This window comes from Providencia rettgeri (assembly GCF_013702265.1).
Classification (GTDB): domain Bacteria; phylum Pseudomonadota; class Gammaproteobacteria; order Enterobacterales; family Enterobacteriaceae; genus Providencia; species Providencia zhijiangensis.
In genome coordinates, this window is the sequence record NZ_CP059348.1 from 655,828 (window position 1) to 681,866 (window position 26,039).

Genomic DNA, 26,039 nt, shown 5'->3' on the forward strand with positions numbered 1-26,039 from the left:
GATGGAAGCACCATCAGCGCATATTGAAAATCCTAATACTGTTTTGTATTCCTTGATGACGGCATTAATGGAAACTTCCTTGAACCACATGTTGTTCAAGGAAAAAGTCCTGCAACCTGCAAGAATGCGTTTAGCGGGTAAAGTGATGGGGATTGAGCTTAAAGAGCTGAATAAAACCCTGACTCTTATTTTTGCTGAAAATCATGTTGATGTATTAAGTGAATGGCAAGAACCTGCAGATTGCACTATCAAAACGTCACTGTTTACATTGATTAAGTTGAAAGATAAGCAGCAGCTTTCACAACTCATCAATAATGGTGACATTGTGATTGAAGGCGATATGCAAATTGTTCAACACTGGTCTTCATTACTGGATTTAGCTATCTGGAACCCAGCTCATTATTTATCCCCTTATATTGGTGATGTTGCGGCAGAAGGCATCAGTAAAGTGTTAGGTAAAGGGGCTTGCCTCGCGTCTCGTTTAGTCAGTCGCCAAAAAACATACGTTAAAGACATTATTCTGGAAGAGTGGAAAATGGCGCCAAGCCAGCTGGAATTAGTGCATTTTAGCGATGAAGTTGAGCAGGTTTCAAATTCAATGAGTCAGTTAGAACAACGACTCAATCAGTTGGAGGAGAAGAATGACTCCCGGTGAAATAAAACGTCTTTACTTCATTATTCGGGTATTTCTCTCTTATGGACTAGATGAGCTGATCCCTAAAATTAAGCTGACATTGCCTTTAAGAATTGGGCGGTTAGGTTTTTTTTGGATCAAAAACAGACACAAAGATAAAGATCTTGGTGAACGACTGCGCCTAGCATTGCAAGAATTAGGGCCGGTTTGGATCAAATTTGGTCAAATGCTTTCGACTCGCCGAGATTTATTCCCTCCCGCAATTGCCGACCAGCTGTCATTATTACAAGACAAAGTGGCGAGTTTCGATGGTAAATTAGCCCGTCGTTATATTGAAGAGTCACTCGGTGGTCCATTAGAACAATGGTTTGATAACTTTGATGAGCAAGCTCTTGCCTCTGCGTCGATTGCCCAAGTTCATACTGCAACATTAAAAGAAAATGGCAGAGATGTTGTTTTAAAAGTGATTCGCCCAGATATTTTACCTGTCATCAAAGCGGATATTAAGCTGATGTACCGTATCGCCAATTGGGTTCCTCTTCTTCCTGATGGACGACGTTTACGCCCTAAAGAAGTCGTGCGTGAGTACGAAAAAACCTTAATTGATGAGCTAAATCTTCTTCGCGAATCTGCTAACGCTATCCAGTTACGACGCAACTTTGAAAACAGTTCTATGCTGTATATCCCTGAAGTTTATCCTGATTATTGCCGTGAAAACGTGATGGTCATGGAGCGTATCTACGGTATTCCTGTTTCAGACATTGCGGCACTAGAAGCGCAAGGCACGAACATGAAGTTGCTGGCAGAGCGGGGCGTCAAAGTCTTCTTTACCCAGGTATTTCGTGACAGTTTCTTCCACGCAGATATGCACCCGGGCAACATTTTTGTTAGCTACGACCACCCAGAAGATCCTCTCTATATTGGTATCGACTGTGGGATCGTGGGTTCACTTAACAAAGAAGATAAGCGCTATTTAGCTGAAAACTTTATTGCTTTCTTTAATCGAGATTACCGTAAAGTTGCTGAGTTGCATGTGGATTCTGGCTGGGTTCCGCCAGATACCAATGTTGAAGATTTTGAGTTTGCTATTCGCACCGTTTGTGAGCCTATCTTTGAAAAGCCATTAGCTGAGATTTCATTTGGGCATGTGTTATTGAATCTGTTCAATACCGCCCGTCGCTTTAATATGGAAGTTCAGCCGCAATTGGTGTTATTGCAGAAAACCTTATTGTACGTTGAAGGTTTGGGTCGTCAGTTATACCCGCAGTTGGATTTATGGAAAACAGCAAAACCATTCTTAGAGGATTGGATCCATAGCCAAGTGGGTATTCCGGCTATCACCAAAGCGTTAAAAGAAAAAGCGCCATATTGGGCGGAGAAAATGCCAGAAATCCCCGATTTGATTTATGGGGCATTAAAGCAGCACCGTTTCTTGCAGTCTAATATTGAACAGCTTACACAAGAGTTAAAGCACCAACGCACTAAACAACGTAAATCACAGTACCTATTAGGAATTGGGGCAACCTTTATTCTTTGTGGTAGCTTATTCTTTATTTCCGACTTAACCCGAATTGCAGCAGCATTTATGGCTGTAGGTGCATTGTCGTGGCTTGTAGGTTGGTGTAAAGGAGAGGATAATTAAGTAGACTTTGTTTTGCGACAAGTTTATAAGGCTGTGATCATTTCCGTATTTAGCGTTGGTTGTATATAATAGAATTAGTTACAATTGATCCCAAAACTATAGAGGTATTAACAATGGAATCAACTTTTGCAATGGCTGCTTTCGGTAGTCCTTGGCAATTAATTATCATTGCTTTGCTTATCATTTTAATTTTCGGCACCAAGAAATTACGTTCTTTAGGTTCTGATTTGGGCGAATCACTTAAAGGCTTCAAAAAAGCAATGAGTGATGATGAAGCTGCAAAAGCGAAAGCAGAGCAAGAGAAGCAAGACGCTGATTTTGCACCAAAAAATATCACTGAACAACAGGCTCCTGAAAAAAAAGACAGCCCAGTTGAGAGCAAAAATAAAGAGCAGGGATAAACCGTGTTTGACATAGGTTTTAGTGAACTACTGCTAGTTGCGATCATCGGTCTTGTGGTATTAGGCCCACAACGTCTACCAGTGGCAGTGAGAACTGTTGCTGGTTGGATTCGTGCTATGCGCTCTATGGCTGCTAATGTCCAGAATGAGCTATCACAAGAACTGAAATTGCAAGAACTGCAAGAGACTCTTAAAAAAGTTGAAGAGAAAGCGGGTTTGGAAACGCTTTCTCCAGAACTTAAAAAGTCGATGGATGACCTGCGTCATGCTGCTTTGTCTTTACAAAGTGGTTATCAGGCAACAACCAATGATGTCCAATCTGAGTTGAACAAAGCAAAAGAGATCACAGAAAACTACGATGCTGCGGTAAAGGAATCCCATGCTAGTTCTTCGCAAACTCAAGAGTCAGACCCTGATCCTGAGTATGCTGCTAAGATGGCTGCAGTTGTTGAAGAAAAACCTGCTTCAGCAACACCAACAGACTCTAAGCCACTCGATGCTAAAGTAACAAACTCCAATCAAACAGAAAGTGAAAAATAACACATGGCTGTCAATGATGCTCAACCACTTATTAGCCACCTGATTGAACTAAGAAAGCGGCTACTAAACTGTTTGATTACGGTATTAATCGTCTTTGCGGCGCTCGCTTATTTTTCAAATGATATTTATCGCCTTGTTGCTGCGCCTTTGATTGATAAGCTGCCTGTTGGCTCTCAAATGAGTGCGACAGACGTAGCATCGACGTTTTTTACCCCGATTAAACTGACCATGATGGTATCTGTATTTGTTTCGATACCGGTCATTTTGTACCAGGTCTGGGCATTTATCGCGCCTGCGCTGTATAAGCATGAACGTCGATTAATGCTGCCGTTACTGGTATCAAGTAGCTTCCTATTCTATCTAGGAATGGCATTTGCTTACTTTGTGGTATTCCCGTTAGCTTTTGGCTTCTTTGTAAAAACAACGCCAGAAAGCGTTAACTTTATACCGGATATCAGCAAATACCTCAGTTTTGTCATGACATTGTTTATGGCATTCGGAGCTGCGTTTGAAGTGCCAATCGCGATTATTTTACTGTGCTGGACTGGCGTAACGACTCCAGAATCACTCAGACGTAAGCGCCCATACATCTTAGTAGGTGCGTTTATCGTCGGGATGTTCCTGACTCCGCCAGATGTTTTATCGCAAACTCTACTCGCAGTACCGATGTACTTGCTGTTTGAGCTTGGGGTATTACTGTCGAATTTCTATGTTGGCAAAGGTCGACGTAGAGGCGATGACGAAGAAGAAGAGCCAGAAGAATAGTCACGGTGACAACGTTATTGTGAAATAAAAAGCCCATTCAATGGGCTTTTTTTATGCCGGTTTGAAACAAATATATCGCGAAAAACTTATTCGGACTCTTTTCTAAATTGCGTATTATCAATGACTTTTGCGACAGTGGTATTTAAGATGTTAAGCAAAAGAATAGAACGCGACTCACCATTTGGTTCATTGAAGATGGCCTTAACACCGGCAAAAATGCCTTCAGTAATAACAACACTGTCTCCCTGAGAAGGGAGATCCGGAGATTGAGTATGGCTGATAGGCGTCTGCTGTATGAGCTCAATTATCTCTTCAGGAACTTCAGCCGGTAATGCGCCAAAGCGAATAAAGTGGCTGACACCGCGTGTAGATTGGATAGTGGTTGTATGAATTTGCTCATGATCGAATTTTACAAACAGGTAATTGGGAAATAGCGCTTCAGTGATAACTGTGCGTTTGCCTCGAACGACTTTTTCCATTTCAGTCATTGGAGTCATGCAAGTCACATCTTGTCGAGTTAAGTGCTCAACCGCTCTATCCAGTTGCCCTCGTTTGCAATACAGCAAATACCATTTTTCCATTTTTTGATCCCATCCAACAAATTTATGCTCATGATAACAAATTAAGGCATAAGAATGTGACTAATGATGAGTAGCACAATATTATTCATCTACACAAGTATCGATTAATTCGATAGTTACGAAATTAGATACACAATAAACACAGCAGTTAATACACTTTTTGTAGGAGACACCATGGATATCTTTTTACTGAGTAATGGCAAACTTTCCGGCAACCCTGTATGGCTAAGTTACGCATTACCAAGAATTAGCGAAATGATTGAACGTAAACAGATTAAGTCTGCAGTATTAGTGCCTTATGCTGTTTTACGAGGTTCTCACGATGAGCGTGCGGAGCAGTTAAGCGATGCTTTAGGTATTAAAGTGACTTCGATTGAACATTTTGAGAGCCCAGTAGAAGCCATCGAACAAGCAGAATGTATTCTTGTGAGTGGCGGTAATACATGGTGGTTAAATAAATGCTTGCATGAGAATGGCTTAATTGTTGCTATCCAACGTGCAGTACGTGAACGCGGTGTACCTTACATTGGTTGGAGCGCAGGTTGCAACGTGGCGACTCCAAGCATTCGTACAACGAATGATATGCCTGTGAGTAATGCAGTTATCATGCCGTCCTTGGGTCTGTTCCCAATGCAAATCAACCCACACTATATTGATGCGCATATTTCTGGGCATATGGGTGAAACACGCGATGAGCGCCTACAAGAATTCTGTGTTATTAACCCTCATGAAGTGGTTGTTGCGTTACGTGAAGGTAGCGGATTACAGATCAAAGGTAATGAGTTAAGTTACTTCAGTGGCAAAAATGAAGGCTTCAAGTTGTTTCAGCACAACAAAACATTCCCTGAGCAATTTGATACCGTATCATTAAAGGATCATGTTCCGTTTGATTGCAAGTAAAGTGATATACTTAATCTGAAGATATTGATTATTAAGTATGTTTAACAGCAACTTGTAACCTTGGCTGGGAACCTTATAATGAGGTTCCTCCTGTAATAGTAAAAGAAGATAATGAAATACCGTGACCTTAGAGATTTCATCGCGCAGCTTGAAAAGCAAGGCGAACTAAAACGCATTACGATGGAAGTCGATCCTTACTTGGAAATGACTGAAATCGCAGATCGTACACTAAGAGCAGGGGGGCCAGCCTTACTATTCGAAAATCCTAAAGGCTATAACATGCCCGTTCTGTGTAACTTGTTTGGTACAACCAAGCGCGTTGCTATGGGAATGGGGCAAGAAGATATTAAAGCCTTACATGATGTGGGTAAGTTACTCGCCTTCTTGAAAGAACCAGATCCTCCGAAGGGTTTTCGTGACTTAATGGACAAATTGCCGAAATTCAAGCAAGTGCTGAACATGCCAGCTAAACGCTTGAGCTCAGCGCCTTGTCAGGAAGAGATTTGGGCAGGTGATGATGTTGACCTGACTAAGATCCCTGTAATGCATTGCTGGCCGGAAGATGCTGCGCCGCTGATTACTTGGGGTTTAACGGTCACGAAAGGTCCTCATAAAGAACGCCAAAATTTAGGTATCTATCGCCAGCAAGTCCTTGGTAAAAATAAAATTATTATGCGTTGGTTATCTCATCGCGGTGGTGCGCTGGATTTCCAAGAGTGGTGTCAGGCTCATCCAGGTGAACGATTCCCAGTCGCTGTGGCGCTAGGTGCTGATCCCGCAACGATTTTAGGCGCAGTGACGCCGGTTCCCGATACGCTATCTGAATATGCTTTTGCTGGGTTACTCCGGGGCAATAAAACGGAAGTTGTAAAGTGTATTTCTAATGACTTAGAAGTTCCCGCTGGGGCTGAAATTATCCTTGAAGGGTATATTGAACCTGGCGAAATGGCACCAGAAGGTCCTTATGGCGACCACACGGGTTATTATAATGAGATTGATGATTTCCCGGTATTTACTGTGACTCATGTGACTCAACGTCGCGATGCGATTTATCACTCTACTTATACAGGTCGTCCACCGGATGAACCCGCAGTATTAGGGGAAGCCCTGAACGAAGTTTTAGTACCTATTTTACAAAAGCAGTTCCCTGAAATTGTGGATTTCTATTTGCCACCAGAAGGTTGTTCCTACCGTCTGGCGGTTGTTACCATGAAAAAACAGTATGCAGGACACGCAAAAAGAGTAATGATGGGCGTCTGGTCTTACCTGCGCCAGTTCATGTACACTAAGTTCGTGATTGTTTGTGATGATGATATCAATGCTCGTGATTGGAAAGATGTTATTTGGGCCATCACAACACGTATGGATCCAGCTCGCGATACTGTCATGATGGAAAACACACCGATTGATTATCTCGATTTTGCATCACCGATTTCTGGACTTGGTTCCAAAATGGGAATGGATGCGACCAATAAATGGCCGGGAGAAACCAACCGTGAGTGGGGACGCCCAATTGTCATGACGCAGAGTGTCAAATCCCGCGTAGATGATATCTGGGAACAGTTAAATATTATTGAAAAGTAAGAGGAAAATCATGGCAACTTTGAGCTGTAAAGTCATATCTGTTGAATCTATCACGGATACAGTTTATCGGGTTATTTTGTTGCCAGACGGACCTTTTCATTTTAAAGCGGGTCAATATCTTATGGTCGTTATGGATGAAAGAGACAAACGACCATTCTCTATGGCTTCTACACCTGAAAATAATCAATCTATCGAACTGCATATTGGCGCATCAGAATTTAATTTGTACGCGATGGCGGTGATGGATCGTATTTTAGAACAGCAACGTATTGATATTGATATTCCTCACGGCAAAGCGTGGTTCCGCGAAAATAGCCAAAACCCGATGATCTTGATCGCAGGCGGTACTGGCTTCTCTTATACCCATTCTATTTTATTGGCTGCACTGGCTGAAAATCCTCAACGAGATATTACTTTCTATTGGGGTGGTCGCCAGTTGGAGCATTTGTATGATCTCGGTGAATTACAAGCTATTAGTGAGCGTTATCCTAACCTGAAAGTTGTCCCTGTTGTTGAGCAACCGGATGAAAATTGGCGTGGAAGAACGGGAACTGTTTTGAGTACCGTGCTAGAAGATTTCGGTGATTTGTCTGGGCATGATATTTATATTGCAGGGCGTTTTGAGATGGCGAAGATTGCGCGGGATAGGTTTTGTAATGAGAGGGGGGCAAGGTCCACCCAGTTGTTTGGCGATGCTTTCGACTTTTTGTAATTTGAGTATCCCCGTTATATTTCAAGCCACAGGGGTGTTGGCTTCATAAAGCTACCCTATCACATACTCCAGTATGCTCAAGGGATAGCTTTACTTGCCGCCTACCTGTGACCTGAACTATTTAGGGGATGGACTGAGTTGTATTCAATATTCTGGTTGATTGAGTTTCACAGCTGTTTTGTGGATAAAAAAATCCCGCCCCTGACTAGGCGGGAACATTGCAAGATACGACAATGTAACGGCAAAATGAATTAGACTCTTTCGATAATTGTGGCGATGCCTTGCCCAAATCCAATACACATTGTAGCTAAACCAAACTGCTTATCATGTTGCTCTAACTGATTAAGTAACGCGGTTGTGATCCTTGCGCCAGAGCAACCGAGAGGGTGCCCTAAAGCGATTGCTCCACCACTTAAATTCACTTTCTGATCCACTTGGCTTTCTGAAATTTGCAGACCTTTTAGGCAAGCAATAGACTGAGCCGCGAAAGCCTCATTAAGTTCAATAATATCAATATCATTCAACGTCATCCCCGCACGCTTTAACGCTAACTCAGTTGCAGGAACCGGTCCAAATCCCATGATGGATGGATCACAACCAACCACGGCCATGGCTCGAACTTTTGCACGAGGTTTTAATCCATGCTGTTTGGCATAAGATCCACTGGCAAGTAGCATGGCTGAAGCACCATCAGACAGTGCTGACGAATTGCCTGCGGTCACAGTACCACTGACAGGGTCGAAAGCGGGTCTTAGTGCAGCGAGTCCTTCCAAAGTGGCATCAAAACGGATGACTTCGTCATAGTTGATTGAAATCAGATTGCCATCGGCATCATGCCCTGCAATCGGAACGATTTCACGGCTAAATTTACCATTCTTGGTTGCCGCAGCCGCGCGTTGGTGAGATCTCAATGCAAAAGCATCTTGCTCTTCTCGGCTGATTTTATACATTTTAGCAAGCATCTCAGCAGTTAAACCCATTGCTCCAGAGGCTTTTGCTACGCGTAATGTGAGCTTTGGATTGAAATCAATACCGTGAGTCATTGGAACATGCCCCATATGCTCAACACCGCCAATCAAAACGGAGTGTGCATCGCCCGTCATAATGAAACGGCTTGCATCATGAATGGCTTGCATCGAAGAGCCACAAAGGCGATTGACTGTAACCGCTGGCACGGTGTGCGGGATATCAGTTAGCAATGCCGCATTTTTGGCGATATTAAAACCTTGCTCTAAGGTTTGCTGAACACATCCCCAAATAATGTCATCCAACTCTTTCTTTTTCGCATTGGGATTGCGTTCAAAAATTGCATTCATCAGGTGTGCAGAGAGGTCTTCTGCTCTTACATGACGAAATACACCGCCTTTGGAACGGCCCATTGGTGTGCGTATACCATCAATAATGAAGACATTTTCCATAGGATTAACCTCTCGCAACTTTTTTAACATCAATAGCCACAACTGGTGGCTGCGGATAGTATCTGGCGTTAGTGGCCGCTTTTTCTTTTAATCCATTTGGAACCTGATAAAGCGGGCTTAAATGGGAGTAGGACTCCGCAGTTTTGACGTAAGACTGGCTACCGAGTGTGTCAAGATAGCAGAAAACACCCCCACGGAATGGTGGAAAGCCAAGGCCATAAACTAGCGCAATATCGGCATCTGAAGGGCTTTGAATAATACCTTCTTCAAGGCAGCGAACCACTTCGTTCACCATTGGTGTCATCATTCGAGCAATAATTTCATCTTTAGTAAATGAACGCTTACTTTGGCGAATCGAATTTAATAGTTCATCGGTTTTTGGGTCATCAATTTTCTTTGGCTTTCCTTTTTTATCTTTTTCATATTGATAAAAGCCTTTGCCATTTTTCTGACCAAAACGTTGTTGTTCAAACATAATATCGATGGCGTTTTTACCTACTTTTTGCATTCTTTGCGGGAAGCCTTGAGCCATGACTTGCTCTGCATGAAACGCGGTATCAATTCCAACAACATCCAGTAGATAAGCTGGGCCCATTGGCCAACCAAACTCTTTTTCCATGACTTTGTCGATTTCTCTAAAATCGGCGCCATCTTGAAGCAGCAAGTTAAAACCAGCGAAGTAAGGGAAAAGAACACGGTTAACGAAGAATCCGGGGCAATCATTCACAACGATTGGGGTTTTCCCCATTTTATTCGCATAGGCAACGACTTTAGCGATAGTGTCATCGCTGGTTTTTTCACCTCGAATGATTTCCACTAAAGGCATGCGGTGAACTGGGTTGAAAAAATGCATACCACAGAAATTTTCTGGGCGTTTAAGGGAATTTGCTAACTCGGTAATTGGGATGGTTGAAGTATTAGAAGCCAGTATAGTCTCTGATGTGATGAGTGATTCTACTTCAGACAGTACGGCAGCTTTAATTTTAGGATTTTCAACGACAGCTTCAACGATCACCTGAGAATTTTCAATACCAGCATAGGACAACGAAGGGTGAATAGCTGCTAGTGTTGTCGCCATCTTATCTGCGGTTATTCTTCCTCTTTCAAACTGACCATTGAGCAGTTTTCTTGCTTCATCAATACCTAAATCTAATGATTTTTCATTGATATCTTTCATTAAAACAGGAACGCCTTTGCTCGCAGATTGATAAGCAATGCCGCCACCCATAATACCCGCACCCAAAACAGCCGCATGGGTCGGAGCACCTGCGGAGCCTGCAATTTTTTTACTGGTAGACTTAACCTGTTGATCATTTAGGAAAACACTCACTAATGCGCGAGCAACATCACTGTGAGCTAACGGGACAAACGCGGCAGTTTCATGTTTCAGCGCTTCATCGCGGGTGCAGTTAGCTGCTTTTTCGATGGTATTGACGGCGCTCATTGGTGCAGGGTAGTGTTTCCCTGCAACTTGATAAACCATGCCTTTGGCAACATTAAAGCTCATTGCCTGCTCAAGTGCGCTAAGTTTTAACGGCTCAAGTTTTGGCTGTCGTGCTTGACGCCAATTTAGTGCACCAGAGATAGCTTGCTCGATGATTTGTAAGGCCGCTTGTGGTAATTTTTCAGTTTCGACAATCGCATCCACTAAACCGAGTTTAAGTGCTTGAGGCCCACTAACATCTTTACCTGTAGTGATAATTTCCAGAGCGCTATCAAGACCAATAAGCCGAGGTAAACGTACTGACCCGCCAAAGCCAGGCATAATCCCTAACTTAGTCTCAGGTAGGCCAATTCTGACATCCGGTGACGCAATTCTAAAATCAGTAGCGAGTACACACTCACAGCCACCACCCAGCGCATAACCATTAATGGCACTAATCGTTGGGACGGGAAGATCTTCAAGGCGATTAAATATACTATTTGCGTAACCAAGCCAATCACTGAGGGTTTCTTTAGATGCTTCGAATAGGGATAAAAATTCTTTGATGTCTGCGCCAACAATAAAAGCGGGTTTATCTGAGCGCAAAATAACGCCTTGTAAATCGCTTTGTTGTTCGAGTACTGCAACGGCTTCATCAAGTGAAGCGACGGTATGTGTATCCAATTTATTGATTGGTCCTGATGAGTTAAACACCAGTTCTGCAATACCTTTTTTCAACCATTGAATAGAGATTGTCTCACTTTGATAAAGCATGCTGTTCTCCTTTATGTGGCGGTCTTATCTGGTATGACCAGATGAAAATCAGTGTGACGATAATGTTAATTAAATGCAAATGGTTAATAACAAAACTGGAAGGCGGCTCACAGGAATTAAGGTAAATAACACAAGGTGAAAATGATATTTTCATTAATAATCAATGTATTAATCTTATCTTGTCATTGAGTGCATACACGTTATTAGCAGAACGTGATAAGCTTGATTTTTCTAACTAATACTGAAAGGTTGAACGAAATGGAAAAACTGGCTGGACTCTACGCAGAACATATTAAAACGTTACAAGAAACGACTCAGCAAGTTTTACAACGCAGTAAATTAGATGCCATCTTGATTCATTCGGGAGAGCCAATTCGCATTTTCCTCGATGATAGTGACTACCCATTTAAAGTAAATCCGCATTTCAAAGCTTGGGTTCCTGTAACGGATGTCCCTCATTCCTGGTTATTAGTCGACGGTGTGAATAAGCCGAAGTTATGGTTTTACTCACCCGTTGATTATTGGCATAGCGTTGAACCTTTACCAACTAGCTTCTGGACGAAAGAAGTTGAACTTATTCATCTAAAAAATGCGGATGAAATTAAAGGCTTTTTAGCTAATTTACCGAAAGAGCATCTAGCTTATATTGGCTCCTCTGCAAACAAAGCTGAATCTCTAGGTATTTCGACACACAATATCAATCCAAAACCTGTACTCGATTATTATCATTATCACCGTTCATATAAGACAGACTATGAGCTGTACTGCATGCGCGAAGCTCAAAAAATGGCGGTGAATGGTCACTTATCAGCTTTTGAAGCTTTCCAAGCCGGAGCAAGTGAATTTGATATTAATATTAGCTATTTAGAAGCGACAGGGCATCGTGATACGAATGTACCTTACGGTAACATTGTGGCTTTAAATGAAAATGCAGCCGTGCTTCACTACACTAAATTACAGCAAACAGTTCCGAGTGAATTACGTAGTTTCTTGATTGATGCCGGTGCTGAGTACAATGGTTATGCCGCTGATATTACTCGTACTTATGCCGCTAAGAACAAAAGCGAATTTGCAGAATTAGTTGCGGATTTGAATACAGAACAACTCGCGCTGATCGCGTCTATTAAAGCTGGCGTACGTTATACCGATTATCATGTCGATATGCATCACCGTATTGCGAAATTACTCGTTAAACATGGAATCGTGAAAGGAATTAGCGAAGATGCGATGGTTGAAAATGGTTTAACAACACCATTTTTACCACACGGGTTAGGCCACCCATTAGGTCTGCAAGTGCATGATGTAGCAGGCTTTATGCAGGATGAGGATGGTACTCATTTAGCTGCACCTAAAATGTATCCATTCTTACGCTGTACTCGTATTTTGGAACCAAGAATGGTGTTAACTATCGAGCCGGGCCTTTACTTTATTGAGTCCCTGCTTTCTGCGTGGCGTACAGGGGAGTTCAGTCAGCACTTTAATTGGGATAAAATCGAGCACTTCAAACCTTATGGTGGTATTCGAATTGAAGATAATATCGTCATCCATCATAACCATATTGAAAATATGACTCGAGATTTGCATTTACCGTAATGAAAGCGTACTCAATTCCGGCAGAAACGATCTCTTTTTCGGAAGAGATCAAAAAAAGCCGTTTTATTACTTATATCGCTCATACCGAGGGTATTGAAGCTGCGAAAGATTATATTCAATCGATTAAAGCGCAATACCCCGATGCCCGGCATCATTGCTGGGCATTTGTAGCGGGGCGACCTGATGATTCTCAACAGTTAGGTTTTTCTGATGATGGAGAGCCTACGGGAACAGCAGGTAAACCCATTATGGCGCAGCTATTAGGTAGCAACTTAGGTGAGATCACTTGCGTTGTTGTGCGTTATTTTGGTGGAATAAAGTTAGGTACGGGTGGGCTAGTCCGTGCTTATGGCAGTGGGGTTCAGCAGGCACTGAAGTTGCTCTCAACAAAAACGAAAGTCCCTCAAAAAATCTTCAATGTGGTATGTGATTACTCACTTATCAATGGAGTTGAGCAATTATTAGCTCAGGTAAATGGTACTATATTGCTCAGTGATTATAATGAGTCTGTATCTTTGCAAATTTCTATTCCTGCTACTTGTGAGCAGGAGGTTAATGATAAATTACGTGATATTAGTCGTGGGGAAGTTACTCTCTTAGAACCGTCACAAGAGCAAACAGCATAGCAAGGAACCGGCCGAATGCATTTTCGCGCAATAACTCGTATTGTCGGGTTACTCGTCATTATCTTCTCTTTTACTATGGTCATACCTGGTATTGTCGCACTGATATATCGCGATGGTGCGGGACGAGCATTTAGTCAAACTTTTATAACGGCATTGCTGATTGGGCTTTTTTTATGGTTACCTACGCGAAATAGCCGACATGAATTAAAAGCAAAAGAAGGTTTTTTGATTGTTGTTCTGTTCTGGACGGTGCTAGGAAGTGTCGGGGCGCTGCCATTTATCTTCTCTGAAAAACCCAATTTATCTGTTACAGATGCCTTCTTTGAATCCTTTTCTGGGCTAACAACTACCGGTGCAACAACTCTGACGGGATTAGACTCTCTTCCGAAAGCGATTTTATTCTATCGGCAGATGTTGCAATGGCTTGGAGGGATGGGGATTATTGTACTCGCTGTCGCGATTTTGCCTCTCTTAGGTGTCGGGGGGATGCAGCTCTATCGGGCTGAGATGCCGGGGCCATTAAAAGATAACAAAATGCGTCCGCGAATTGCGGAAACGGCAAAAACCCTTTGGCTTATTTATGTATTGCTAACTATTGCGTGTGCGATTGCATTATGGATCGCCGGTATGGATGTGTTCGATGCGATATCACACAGTTTTTCAACCATCGCGATCGGTGGGTTTTCTACCCATGATGCCAGTATCGGCTACTTTAATAGTCCTGCCATTAATACCATTATTGGCGTCTTTCTAATTATCTCGGGTTGTAACTTTGGTTTGCACTTTGCGGTTCTAACGGGAAGAAGCCTTGGGATTTATTGGCGCGACCCTGAATTTAGAATGTTCATCAGTTTCCAGTTTGTTCTAGTCGTGATCTGTACCGCGGTGCTGATGTATCACTCCGTATATGCTGGCTTTGGACAAACGCTGGATCAAGCCTTTTTCCAAGTGGTCTCGATGGCGACCACCGCGGGCTTCACCACCGACAGTTTTTCTGGCTGGCCGCTGTTCTTACCAATGCTTCTATTATGTGCGGCGTTTGTCGGTGGATGCGCAGGGTCAACGGGAGGGGGATTAAAAGTTATTCGTATCCTTTTACTGTTCCTGCAAGGCTCACGAGAATTAAAGCGATTAGTACATCCTAATGCGGTCTATACCATTAAATTAGGGCAGCGGGCGCTGCCTGAAAGGATCATTGAAGCTGTCTGGGGATTCTTCTCTGCTTATGCTTTAGTTTTCGTGGTTAGCTTGTTGCTTTTAATCGCCACCGGGGTGGATGAGTTTTCTGCATTCTCAGCGATTGCAACAACGTTGAATAACTTAGGTCCTGGCTTAGGTACTGTTGCTGATAACTTCACGACAATGAATCCTGCAGGTAAATGGATTTTAGTTGTCACGATGCTGTTTGGTCGTTTGGAAGTGTTTACTTTATTAGTGTTACTGACCCCAACTTTCTGGCGTGAGTAATATAGCTGCGTCGCTAACGTATATAGATAGTAACGATTAGGAAGAAAAATGAGTTATCTACTTTTGCACTCAAGCACAGATGGGCAAACCAAAAAAATCATACTTAAAATGGCAGAACAATTACGTCGCGCTGGGCGTGAGTGTGATATTCGTGATTTGAATTCAGATAAAAGCTTTAACTTATCTGCTTACGAAAAGGTGCTAGTGGGAGCTTCTATTCGTTATGGACATTTCAATAAGCAGTTAGTGCGTTTTGCCACAACCCATCAAACTCAACTTAATTCGATGAAGACGGGATTCTTTGCCGTTAACCTTACAGCAAGAAAAGAAGGTAAGAATACTGTTGAGACGAATGCCTATACTCGTAAGTTCTTAGAGAAGTGTCCATGGCAACCGACTGTGAAGTCTGTTTTTGCAGGTGCGCTGTTTTACCCCCGCTATAAATGGTTTGATAGAGTGATGATCAGACTGATTATGAAAATGACAGACGGGCCAACCGACCCAAATACAGAAATTGAATACACTAATTGGGATGATGTTGCTGAGTTCGCAACGAGATTTGATAATATCTAGGCTTATTTTTAAACAAATCGTGGTTGATTTATACGATTTGTTTAAAAAGAAAACGGTCGAATAAAAATATTCAAAAAACACTTGCAGGATTTCTGCGACTCCCTATAATGCGCATCCACTGACCGGGAACAAGCCAACGCAAAGCGCGATGGACACTGAACCGGCAGCGAGAGAATCTGAAAAGATTAAGCAAAAAAAATGCTTGACTCTCACTGAGGAAAGCGTAATATATGCCACCTCGCGACAACGACCTAAGTTGATAAAAACTGAGTCGAATTTCTCAAGAAATGTCGCACCGCTCTTTAACAATTTATCAGACAATCTGTGTGGGCACTCACAGGACACTATCAAAAAAATATTTGATTTTAAGTCTTGAAGAGTGACTAACACGTTAATTCATATATATGAACTAATAGGTAATTTGGTTTCTTCGGAAATCAAACGACAGTAAACATTCTTTGAGCATCAAGCTTTTTAATTGAAGAGTTTGATCATGGCTCAGATTGAACGCTGGCGGCAGGCCTAACACATGCAAGTCGAGCGGTAACAGGGGAAGCTTGCTTCTCGCTGACGAGCGGCGGACGGGTGAGTAATGTATGGGGATCTGCCCGATAGAGGGGGATAACTACTGGAAACGGTAGCTAATACCGCATAATCTCTAAGGAGCAAAGCAGGGGAACTTCGGTCCTTGCGCTATCGGATGAACCCATATGGGATTAGCTAGTTGGTGAGGTAATGGCTCACCAAGGCGACGATCCCTAGCTGGTCTGAGAGGATGATCAGCCACACTGGGACTGAGACACGGCCCAGACTCCTACGGGAGGCAGCAGTGGGGAATATTGCACAATGGGCGCAAGCCTGATGCAGCCATGCCGCGTGTATGAAGAAGGCCTTAGGGTTGTAAAGTACTTTCAGTTGGGAGGAAGGCGTTGATGCTAATATCATCAACGATTGACGTTACCAACAGAAGAAGCACCGGCTAACTCCGTGCCAGCAGCCGCGGTAATACGGAGGGTGCAAGCGTTAATCGGAATTACTGGGCGTAAAGCGCACGCAGGCGGTTGATTAAGTTAGATGTGAAATCCCCGGGCTTAACCTGGGAATGGCATCTAAGACTGGTCAGCTAGAGTCTTGTAGAGGGGGGTAGAATTCCATGTGTAGCGGTGAAATGCGTAGAGATGTGGAGGAATACCGGTGGCGAAGGCGGCCCCCTGGACAAAGACTGACGCTCAGGTGCGAAAGCGTGGGGAGCAAACAGGATTAGATACCCTGGTAGTCCACGCTGTAAACGATGTCGATTTGGAGGTTGTTCCCTTGAGGAGTGGCTTCCGGAGCTAACGCGTTAAATCGACCGCCTGGGGAGTACGGCCGCAAGGTTAAAACTCAAATGAATTGACGGGGGCCCGCACAAGCGGTGGAGCATGTGGTTTAATTCGATGCAACGCGAAGAACCTTACCTACTCTTGACATCCAGAGAATTTAGCAGAGATGCTTTAGTGCCTTCGGGAACTCTGAGACAGGTGCTGCATGGCTGTCGTCAGCTCGTGTTGTGAAATGTTGGGTTAAGTCCCGCAACGAGCGCAACCCTTATCCTTTGTTGCCAGCACGTGATGGTGGGAACTCAAAGGAGACTGCCGGTGATAAACCGGAGGAAGGTGGGGATGACGTCAAGTCATCATGGCCCTTACGAGTAGGGCTACACACGTGCTACAATGGCGTATACAAAGAGAAGCGACCTCGCGAGAGCAAGCGGAACTCATAAAGTACGTCGTAGTCCGGATTGGAGTCTGCAACTCGACTCCATGAAGTCGGAATCGCTAGTAATCGTAGATCAGAATGCTACGGTGAATACGTTCCCGGGCCTTGTACACACCGCCCGTCACACCATGGGAGTGGGTTGCAAAAGAAGTAGGTAGCTTAACCTTCGGGAGGGCGCTTACCACTTTGTGATTCATGACTGGGGTGAAGTCGTAACAAGGTAACCGTAGGGGAACCTGCGGTTGGATCACCTCCTTACCATTGAAGTGTACTTGTGAAGTGCTCACACAGATTGTCTGATAGAAAGTAGAGCAAAAAGCGCGTCTGCGAAGCTGACTGTAGTGTCCCCTTCGTCTAGAGGCCTAGGACACCGCCCTTTCACGGCGGTAACAGGGGTTCGAATCCCCTAGGGGACGCCAATTGCGCGGAGAATGAGTGAAAGACGTTCCCCACAAATAATGATTAAGCCAATTACGTTGTAGTTGGTTTAACAATTATGCTCTTTAACAATCTGGAACAAGCTGAAAATTGAAAACAACGCACATTGTTTATCGCTTAAACAATGTGAGAGTCTCTCAAAAATCTCAACTTGAATGTGTTCAATTGGCCGTCGGGTCAGTTGATAAAGACACCTTCGGGTTGTGAGGTTAAGCGACTAAGCGTACACGGTGGATGCCTAGGCAATCAGAGGCGATGAAGGACGTGCTAATCTGCGATAAGCGTCGGTAAGGTGATATGAACCGTTATAACCGACGATTTCCGAATGGGGAAACCCAGTGCAATTCGTTGCACTATCGTTTGATGAATACATAGTCAAACGAGGCGAACCGAGGGAACTGAAACATCTCAGTACCTCGAGGAAAAGAAATCAACCGAGATTCCCCTAGTAGCGGCGAGCGAACGGGGAGCAGCCCAGAGTCTTAATCAGCATTAGCATCAGGAGAACGGTCTGGAAAGGCCGGCAGTAAAGGGTGATAGCCCCGTATCCGAAGGTGTTAGTGTTGTGAACTCGACGAGTAGGGCGGGACACGTGTTATCCTGTCTGAATATGGGGGGACCATCCTCCAAGGCTAAATACTCCTGATTGACCGATAGTGAACCAGTACCGTGAGGGAAAGGCGAAAAGAACCCCGGCGAGGGGAGTGAAATAGAACCTGAAACCGTGTACGTACAAGCAGTGGGAGCACCCTTGTGGTGTGACTGCGTACCTTTTGTATAATGGGTCAGCGACTTATATTCTGTAGCAAGGTTAACCGTATAGGGGAGCCGTAGGGAAACCGAGTCTTAACTGGGCGAATGAGTTGCAGGGTATAGACCCGAAACCCGGTGATCTAGCCATGGGCAGGTTGAAGGTTGGGTAACACTAACTGGAGGACCGAACCGACTAATGTTGAAAAATTAGCGGATGACTTGTGGCTGGGGGTGAAAGGCCAATCAAACCGGGAGATAGCTGGTTCTCCCCGAAAGCTATTTAGGTAGCGCCTCGTGAACTCATCTTCGGGGGTAGAGCACTGTTTCGACTAGGGGGTCATCCCGACTTACCAACTCGATGCAAACTACGAATACCGAAGAATGTTATCACGGGAGACACACGGCGGGTGCTAACGTTCGTCGTGAAGAGGGAAACAACCCAGACCGCCAGCTAAGGTCCCAAAGTCATAGTTAAGTGGGAAACGAAGTGGGAAGGCTCAGACAGCCAGGATGTTGGCTTAGAAGCAGCCATCATTTAAAGAAAGCGTAATAGCTCACTGGTCGAGTCGGCCTGCGCGGAAGATGTAACGGGGCTAAACTATGCACCGAAGCTGCGGCAGCGATATGTAAATATTGTTGGGTAGGGGAGCGTTCTGTAAGCCTGTGAAGGTGTGCTGTGAGGCATGCTGGAGGTATCAGAAGTGCGAATGCTGACATAAGTAACGATAATGCGGGTGAAAAACCCGCACGCCGGAAGACCAAGGGTTCCTGTCCAACGTTAATCGGGGCAGGGTGAGTCGACCCCTAAGGCGAGGCAGAAATGCGTAGTCGATGGGAAACGGGTTAATATTCCCGTACTGGTGATAATTGCGATGGGGGGACGGAGAAGGTTAGGCTGGCCGGGCGACGGTTGTCCCGGTTTAAGGATGTAGGCAGGTGAATTAGGCAAATCCGGTTCACTATATGCTGAGGTCTGATGACGAGTCACTACGGTGGCGAAGTAGCTCATACCCCGCTTCCAGGAAAAGCCTCTAAGCTCTAGATTATCATTAATCGTACCCCAAACCGACACAGGTGGTCAGGTAGAGAATACTCAGGCGCTTGAGAGAACTCGGGTGAAGGAACTAGGCAAAATGGTGCCGTAACTTCGGGAGAAGGCACGCTGGCATTAGGTGAAGTGATTTACTCATGGAGCTGAAGCCAGTCGCAGATACCAGCTGGCTGCAACTGTTTATTAAAAACACAGCACTGTGCAAACACGAAAGTGGACGTATACGGTGTGACGCCTGCCCGGTGCTGGAAGGTTAATTGATGGGGTTATCCGTAAGGAGAAGCTCTTGATCGAAGCCCCAGTAAACGGCGGCCGTAACTATAACGGTCCTAAGGTAGCGAAATTCCTTGTCGGGTAAGTTCCGACCTGCACGAATGGCGTAATGATGGCCAGGCTGTCTCCACCCGAGACTCAGTGAAATTGAACTCGCTGTGAAGATGCAGTGTACCCGCGGCAAGACGGAAAGACCCCGTGAACCTTTACTATAGCTTGACACTGAACATTGAGCCTTGATGTGTAGGATAGGTGGGAGGCTTTGAAGCGTGGACGCCAGTCTGCGTGGAGCCAACCTTGAAATACCACCCTTTAATGTTTGATGTTCTAACGTAGCCCCATTATCTGGGGTGCGGACAGTGTCTGGTGGGTAGTTTGACTGGGGCGGTCTCCTCCCAAAGAGTAACGGAGGAGCACGAAGGTTGGCTAAGCATGGTCGGACATCATGCGGTTAGTGCAAAGGCATAAGCCAGCTTGACTGCGAGAGTGACGGCTCGAGCAGGTACGAAAGTAGGTCTTAGTGATCCGGTGGTTCTGTATGGAAGGGCCATCGCTCAACGGATAAAAGGTACTCCGGGGATAACAGGCTGATACCGCCCAAGAGTTCATATCGACGGCGGTGTTTGGCACCTCGATGTCGGCTCATCACATCCTGGGGCTGAAGTAGGTCCCAAGGGTACGGCTGTTCGCCGTTTAAAGTGGTACGCGAGCTGGGTTTAGAACGTCGTGAGACAGTTCGGTCCCTATCTGCCGTGGGCGTTGGAAGATTGAAAGGGGCTGCTCCTAGTACGAGAGGACCGGAGTGGACGCACCACTGGTGTTCGGGTTGTCATGCCAATGGCATTGCCCGGTAGCTAAGTGCGGAAGAGATAACCGCTGAAAGCATCTAAGCGGGAAACTTGCCTTGAGATGAGTCTTCCCTGACTCTTTAAGGGTCCTAAAGGAACGTTTAAGACTAAGACGTTGATAGGTTGGGTGTGTAAGCGTAGCGATACGTTGAGCTAACCAATACTAATGAACCGTGAGGCTTAACCTGACAACACCGAAGGTGTTTTCGAGATGAGAGATTAAAGTTGATTCAATGAAGTGGGACGCCGAGAGGTGGACACGACAGCTTGTTCAGGATTGATATTCTGGTTTAGTGATTAAAGGCTAAACGGGAATAAACAGAATTTGTCTGGCGGCAATAGCGCGGTGGTCCCACCTGACCCCATGCCGAACTCAGTAGTGAAACGCCGTAGCGCCGATGGTAGTGTGGGGTCTCCCCATGTGAGAGTAGGGAACTGCCAGACATTAAATTAGCTGAGAAGCCACCCATTGGGTGGCTTTTTTGCGTTTGGGGCATGAAAAATAGGCGATAAAAGGCCAGATTGTCACCCTCTGAGGCGTGATGATCGAGAAAGTTATCGCCGAATCTCGAAAGCTCCCTAAACTCTACGTTTCTTGCTTTTGGAGTATCACCATCTGTGGGGCATCACTGTAGTTATCCAACAAAAAAAGCAATACCATCATCTCAAGGTTAATAACCAAGTCTCGCTAATAGCAGATTATTTCGACAGAAAAATTTCTCGTGTGATGTGGTCACTTAACGTCAGAATCAGATCTCAAACAGGCATTAAGATCCTTCCATTGATCTAATTAAGACTAAAGACTATCGATTACAGTCTCTAATGCTTATTAAAAGACTCTCTGTGGCAGATATAAAATGAATGTATGCAGTTGACGCAATATAGACGAAGGATTAGGAAGAAAAATGCAGTAACGGGTATTTTTCCCAGATTTTTTTGAACCATGGAGTGAATTTTTCAGGATGAGCACTGATTTCTTGGGCTAAGGTTTCAAGGCTAACCCAGCGGGTAGCTCCGACTTCTTCAGGATTAGGAATGACTTGATTATCATAGTACCCCACAAATAGGTGGTCATACTCATGCTCAATTAGCCCACCATTAACATCCGCTTTATAAATAAACTCACCAACATGAGTTAATGAAGTTGAAAAACCGAGTTCTTCCGCTAAGCGACGTAAAGCTGCATCATGGGTATCTTCTTGTGGCCTTGGATGGCTACAGCAGGAATTGGCCCACTGTCCAGCAGAATGATATTTATGAAAGGCGCGTTGTTGAATGAGCAATTCATTCTTACGATTAAAAATGAAGATAGAAAATGCACGATGCAGGCAGCCTTGCTGATGAGCAAGTAATTTTGGCATGCTACCAATCGGCGTGTCTTGTTCATTAACTAAAATAAGCTGTTCTTCTATCATAGTGGTCATCTGTATCAGTAAGAGTCAAAAACAAGCTTATTATAACTGGAAAAAAATGACTTGTAGATTAGAGCTATTAATAGCCTTTGCTAATTTGCAATGGGAGATTGATAAAGTGCATTCATAGCTAGATGAATCGATCATTTAGCTATGAATGAAGACGGTATGATAAAAAAATATTATTTTTGTTGGAGTACCCAGACAGCGGCTTCGACTCTAGATTTTAGATTTAGTTTTTTAAGTAAATGTTTTACATGTACTTTTACGGTGCTCTCTGCGATGTCTAAATTTCTCGCGATCATTTTATTTGATAATCCTTGAGCTATAAGCTCTAAAATGTCAGATTCTCTTGGCGTTAGTGCGGCAGCATCGCTTTCATTTTGTGATTGATTTTCTCTTAATGATTCCGCAAGAACAGAAGTTAATGTTGGGCTAACCACCATTTTTCCACTTGCAGCTTCTTTGAGTGCGATAATGAGTTCTTCAGGTTCCATATCTTTTAGTAAATAACCATCCGCACCTCGCTTAAGCGCACTGATCAAATCGTCACTATAATTCGATACGGTAAAGAGAATAATTCTACCTGACAGTTCGCGTTTTCTGAGCTCATCTAGGGTTTCAAAACCATTCATTCCGGGCATATTGAGATCTAAAAGGATCAGGTCAGGATCTTGTTCTTCTGCTATCTGAATACCCGTTTTGCCATCACCAGCTTCACCAATAACTTGAAGTGAAGGCTCTAAGCTAATCAGCTGTTTTACACCATTTCGGAGCATTGGGTGATCATCAATAAGTAGGATCGTTGATTTTTCGGTCATTATATTTTTAGTCTCCATGAATGATTTGATCCGGTGTTTTAAATATCAAATGTTCTAAATGTCAGATGTTTTAAATATCAGATAAAGGGAATGTAACTTTCACTTCGGTTCCCCCTTCTGTACGTTGAGTAATGTAACACTCGCCATTCAGGCTAAGTGCTCTTTCTCTCATAATTATGAGGCCATAATGATTAAGTTTATTTGGATTGTCATCGATACCATTGCCATTATCATCAATTGTAATGATGACGGTGCCTCTATGTTGGCTTAATGAAACTTTAGCCCAAGTTGCATTGGCATGCTTCAGAATATTACTTAGTGCTTCGCGAATAATTTGTATTATGTGGATAGATTGGTGTGGCGAGATACTTTTCGCTGGAATTTCATAATTAAGTTGAATATTAAAGCCAATACGCCCACTAAATTCACCTAAAGTGCTTTTGAGTGAAGGTAATAATCCTGATTCTGTGAGTTTCAAGCGGAAAGTCGTCAATAATTCCCGTAACTGACTGTATGCAGTATTAATTTCTGTACGCATCTCATTGAGCAAATGTAGAGTTGTTTCTGGTAATGGTTCTGGTTGCATTTGCAGATAGCTAATTTGCATTTTTAAACATGAGAGTGATTGCGCGATAGAATCATGAAGTTCTCTGGCAATCGCGGCACGTTCATCCATAATCAGCAGCTGTTGTTGTTGCTCTATCTGTTGCTCCATGGTGAGCATACCTGAAATTTGCTTCGCGAGCATAAGAACCAATCTGTTTTTTTCATCAGAAAATGGTTGTTTTTGCTCAATTTCACCGATAATTACACCATATCGGTGCATGTTATCAGAGAGATCCCACTGTAACGTTTGATATTCTTTTGCTGGAGCATTGTTTAATTGATCATAGTTTAATGGATGCTGATTAGTAGAAGGTAGCTTTGCTTTATCTATTTCGAGATTGGTTGTGGCATAAGAGATTTCATGGAAATATTGTTCATTGCTATCTTCATATAATTTGAGTCGCAAGTTTTCTAACTGTGTAATGTTTTTCAGCTCCGCGAGAACTTTTTGTAATCTTGAATAAAGCGTTTCCGATGAGTGTAATATTTGATTTGATTGATAAAGATATGACAAAACACGGTTTTTAGCGAGTAAGTCTGCGGTCTTTTCTGCTACACGTTCTTCGAGTTGGTGATAACTTTGCGCCAGCTCATCAGACATATGATTAAGGGTTTCACCTAGGGCATTGAGTTCATCTTGCTTATTATTTTTCATGGGATAGCGCTGAGTAAAATCTTTACGCCCAATGGCATTAACCATAGAAAGTAGCTTCATCCATGGGTAATAAATTTTTCGTCTCAAATGCCAGATTGTCCCCATCAATAGCAAAAAGACTAAGCTAATAAAAATCAACTGAGTCATCGCAACGTAAGCGATTTTTTTCTCAGTTTTATCATCAATGTTATGAACTAACTCATTGAGCATATTAACAAAAGTAATAACTTCATAGCGGGCATCATCAGGCGAAGATGCCTTAGTGAGTGCGGGTCTTAAAGTGTTCAGCCAAAATTCATGTATTTTATTAAATTCAGGTGTGAGATTTTCAATTTTAACCACTTGGGTGAGCTCGGGGCTGAGTAAGTCTTTCTCTAACTCATCAAGGTAATTTTGGTTATGTTGGTTTATGGGCGTTAAAGAAAGTAGGCGGTAACTTTGCATGCGCAAGGAACCTGATGTGTTAATGGCATGCGCGTTGCCTTGTACACTGATGATCATGCGGTTGGAAATCGTCATACCGATAATGCCCAAAACAGCAATAAGCAGCATTAACCCAATAACCTGGTTGATGATCGAAAATCGTCGGTAAAGTGTTGGCATTCTTCCTTTATCCTGATACAAAATAAACTGACTATTACCATAATGTATCTAAGGATATTAGTCAGTTTTTAGCTTTATTTTGTTTTTTTTAATTGAGCAAAAAAGTTAATAATGAAAACAATAAGTAAACCGATAGCTAGGCCAAAAATTAAATTAAGAATGGAAGGAGTTAAAAATTGTAGTGTATTACCAATAACACCGATATTACCTGTCTTTTCTGCTATTTTTTCGATCCATAAGTGTAGATAGGTAATTCCGTGAGTGAGTATCCCACCTCCGACCATAAACATGGCAGCCGTCCCTACAACAGATAATGTTTTCATTAAATAAGGGGTTACATAAATTAACCCATTACCGCATTTACGCAGCAAAGTAGATGCTTTTTTCTGTAGATAGAAGCCTAAGTCATCTAGCTTGACTATACCAGCCACTAACCCATACACCCCGACAGTCATGACAATGGCAATAATTGATAAAACTGCAAATTGGTTCAGGAGAGTTGTTGAAGAAACGATACCTAAGGTAATAGCGATAATTTCCGCAGATAAAACAAAATCAGTACGGATTGCACCTTTAATTTTTTGTTTTTCAAATGCCGCTATTTCTTGTTCTGAGGGCTGCGCCTCTCGTGCAGCTTCTGACGGTGAAGTCTCATGTTTATGTAGATATTTATGGGCAAGTTTTTCAGCGCCTTCAAAGCAGAGATATGCGCCTCCAATCATTAATAATGGTGTGACTGCCCACGGAATGAAAGCGCTAATCAATAATGCGAGTGGGACTAAAATGAGTTTGTTGGTGAAGGAGCCCTTTGCGACAGCCCAGACGACAGGGATCTCTCTTTCGGCACGAACGCCAGTGACTTGTTGAGCATTTAAAGCGAGGTCATCCCCCAGAACACCGGACGTTTTTTTTGCTGCCATTTTTGTCATCACTGACACATCATCTAGAACTGCTGCGATATCATCTAATAAGGCAAGTAAGCTACTTCCAGCCACAGGAGGATCCTTTTGTTAAGGTGAGGTATAATTGACATCTCTTAGGTAAGAGAAGCCAAAATTAGTTCACAGCGATTTGATAATTTGAGTAATAATAGAATTAGGTAAAGTTGCCGTTATCATAACAGTTTTGATTGAATTATGAATTTTTCATAAAAACTAGAATATATTTTGTCATTATCATTCATTTTTA

At 43.4% G+C, this 26,039-nt stretch carries 19 protein-coding genes, 1 tRNA gene and 3 rRNA genes; 16 read left to right on the forward strand and 7 right to left on the reverse strand.

The window, feature by feature from the left end:
• Position 1 precedes the first annotated feature (1 nt).
• The 5 genes from H0913_RS02895 (at position 2) to tatC (ending at position 3,982) form a co-directional block, all read left to right on the forward strand.
• On the forward strand, positions 2-655 hold the full coding sequence (locus H0913_RS02895) for a ubiquinone biosynthesis accessory factor UbiJ (protein ID WP_154602105.1): 654 nt from the start codon (positions 2-4) through the stop codon (positions 653-655).
• A complete protein-coding gene (ubiB, locus tag H0913_RS02900) occupies positions 642-2,276 on the forward strand; it encodes a ubiquinone biosynthesis regulatory protein kinase UbiB (protein WP_154602106.1) in 1,635 nt (544 codons plus the stop codon). Before H0913_RS02895 ends, ubiB begins: the two co-directional genes overlap by 14 nt.
• Before the next feature lie 113 nt (positions 2,277-2,389).
• Complete coding sequence (tatA, locus tag H0913_RS02905) at positions 2,390-2,677, forward strand: twin-arginine translocase TatA/TatE family subunit (protein ID WP_036954943.1); 288 nt, start codon at positions 2,390-2,392, stop codon at positions 2,675-2,677.
• Between the two features lie 3 nt (positions 2,678-2,680).
• A complete protein-coding gene (gene tatB, locus H0913_RS02910) occupies positions 2,681-3,217 on the forward strand; it encodes a Sec-independent protein translocase protein TatB (protein WP_036954940.1) in 537 nt (178 codons plus the stop codon).
• 3 nt (positions 3,218-3,220) lie between these two features.
• Positions 3,221-3,982, forward strand: a complete 762-nt coding sequence (gene tatC, locus H0913_RS02915) for a Sec-independent protein translocase subunit TatC (RefSeq protein ID WP_036954937.1) — start codon at positions 3,221-3,223, stop codon at positions 3,980-3,982.
• A gap of 86 nt (positions 3,983-4,068) precedes the next feature.
• On the opposite strand, the gene rfaH is transcribed toward tatC, so the two are convergent.
• Positions 4,069-4,563 carry a transcription/translation regulatory transformer protein RfaH gene (gene rfaH, locus H0913_RS02920; protein WP_181477964.1) on the reverse strand — a complete coding sequence of 165 codons (495 nt, stop codon included), beginning with the start codon at positions 4,561-4,563 and terminating at the stop codon, positions 4,069-4,071.
• Positions 4,564-4,737: 174 nt separating this feature from the next.
• Between rfaH and pepE the strand changes: the two genes are divergently transcribed.
• From pepE to fre, 3 genes are all read left to right on the forward strand, one after another.
• Positions 4,738-5,463 (forward strand): dipeptidase PepE, encoded by a 726-nt coding sequence (gene pepE / locus H0913_RS02925; RefSeq protein ID WP_181477965.1) that lies wholly within the window; start codon positions 4,738-4,740, stop codon positions 5,461-5,463.
• A 111-nt stretch (positions 5,464-5,574) separates the two neighbouring features.
• Positions 5,575-7,047, forward strand: coding sequence for a 4-hydroxy-3-polyprenylbenzoate decarboxylase (gene ubiD, locus H0913_RS02930; RefSeq protein ID WP_181477966.1), 1,473 nt, complete (start codon positions 5,575-5,577; stop codon positions 7,045-7,047).
• A gap of 10 nt (positions 7,048-7,057) precedes the next feature.
• Positions 7,058-7,759 carry an NAD(P)H-flavin reductase gene (gene fre / locus H0913_RS02935; RefSeq protein ID WP_181477967.1) on the forward strand — a complete coding sequence of 234 codons (702 nt, stop codon included), beginning with the start codon at positions 7,058-7,060 and terminating at the stop codon, positions 7,757-7,759.
• A 251-nt stretch (positions 7,760-8,010) separates the two neighbouring features.
• Here the strand turns inward: fre and fadA are convergent, their stop codons facing one another.
• Both fadA and fadB read right to left on the reverse strand, forming a co-directional pair.
• Positions 8,011-9,177 carry an acetyl-CoA C-acyltransferase FadA gene (gene fadA, locus H0913_RS02940; protein ID WP_181477968.1) on the reverse strand — a complete coding sequence of 389 codons (1,167 nt, stop codon included), beginning with the start codon at positions 9,175-9,177 and terminating at the stop codon, positions 8,011-8,013.
• A gap of 4 nt (positions 9,178-9,181) precedes the next feature.
• Positions 9,182-11,374: a fatty acid oxidation complex subunit alpha FadB gene (gene fadB / locus H0913_RS02945; protein WP_181477969.1), complete on the reverse strand. Its 2,193-nt coding sequence runs from the start codon at positions 11,372-11,374 to the stop codon at positions 9,182-9,184.
• Positions 11,375-11,632: 258 nt separating this feature from the next.
• On the opposite strand from fadB, the gene pepQ reads away from it, so the two are divergent.
• From pepQ to rrf, 8 genes are all read left to right on the forward strand, one after another.
• Complete coding sequence (pepQ, locus tag H0913_RS02950) at positions 11,633-12,967, forward strand: Xaa-Pro dipeptidase (protein ID WP_154602112.1); 1,335 nt, start codon at positions 11,633-11,635, stop codon at positions 12,965-12,967.
• Entirely contained in the window at positions 12,967-13,593 is a 627-nt protein-coding gene (locus H0913_RS02955) for an IMPACT family protein (protein WP_181477970.1), read from the forward strand. Before pepQ ends, H0913_RS02955 begins: the two co-directional genes overlap by 1 nt.
• A 15-nt stretch (positions 13,594-13,608) precedes the next feature.
• A complete protein-coding gene (gene trkH, locus H0913_RS02960; protein ID WP_108479348.1) occupies positions 13,609-15,060 on the forward strand; it encodes a Trk system potassium transporter TrkH in 1,452 nt (483 codons plus the stop codon).
• Between the two features lie 48 nt (positions 15,061-15,108).
• On the forward strand, positions 15,109-15,633 hold the full coding sequence (gene hemG, locus H0913_RS02965) for a menaquinone-dependent protoporphyrinogen IX dehydrogenase (RefSeq protein WP_181477971.1): 525 nt from the start codon (positions 15,109-15,111) through the stop codon (positions 15,631-15,633).
• 475 nt (positions 15,634-16,108) lie between these two features.
• Positions 16,109-17,649 (forward strand): 16S ribosomal RNA (locus H0913_RS02970).
• A gap of 85 nt (positions 17,650-17,734) precedes the next feature.
• A tRNA-Glu gene (locus H0913_RS02975) sits at positions 17,735-17,810 on the forward strand.
• A gap of 226 nt (positions 17,811-18,036) precedes the next feature.
• Positions 18,037-20,942, forward strand: a 23S ribosomal RNA gene (locus tag H0913_RS02980).
• A gap of 140 nt (positions 20,943-21,082) precedes the next feature.
• Positions 21,083-21,198 (forward strand): 5S ribosomal RNA (rrf, locus tag H0913_RS02985).
• Together the 16S, 23S and 5S rRNA genes with 1 tRNA gene alongside form the textbook arrangement of a ribosomal RNA operon.
• Positions 21,199-21,647: 449 nt before the next feature.
• Here rrf and idi read toward each other — a convergent pair.
• The 4 genes from idi to H0913_RS03005 form a co-directional block, all read right to left on the reverse strand.
• A complete protein-coding gene (gene idi / locus H0913_RS02990; protein ID WP_181477972.1) occupies positions 21,648-22,169 on the reverse strand; it encodes an isopentenyl-diphosphate Delta-isomerase in 522 nt (173 codons plus the stop codon).
• A gap of 179 nt (positions 22,170-22,348) precedes the next feature.
• Positions 22,349-22,987, reverse strand: coding sequence for a two-component system response regulator NarL (narL, locus tag H0913_RS02995; protein WP_230086564.1), 639 nt, complete (start codon positions 22,985-22,987; stop codon positions 22,349-22,351).
• Between the two features lie 70 nt (positions 22,988-23,057).
• Entirely contained in the window at positions 23,058-24,851 is a 1,794-nt protein-coding gene (gene narX, locus H0913_RS03000; RefSeq protein ID WP_154602818.1) for a nitrate/nitrite two-component system sensor histidine kinase NarX, read from the reverse strand.
• A gap of 74 nt (positions 24,852-24,925) precedes the next feature.
• Positions 24,926-25,846, reverse strand: a complete 921-nt coding sequence (locus H0913_RS03005; protein WP_181477973.1) for a DUF808 domain-containing protein — start codon at positions 25,844-25,846, stop codon at positions 24,926-24,928.
• Positions 25,847-26,039 lie beyond the last annotated feature (193 nt).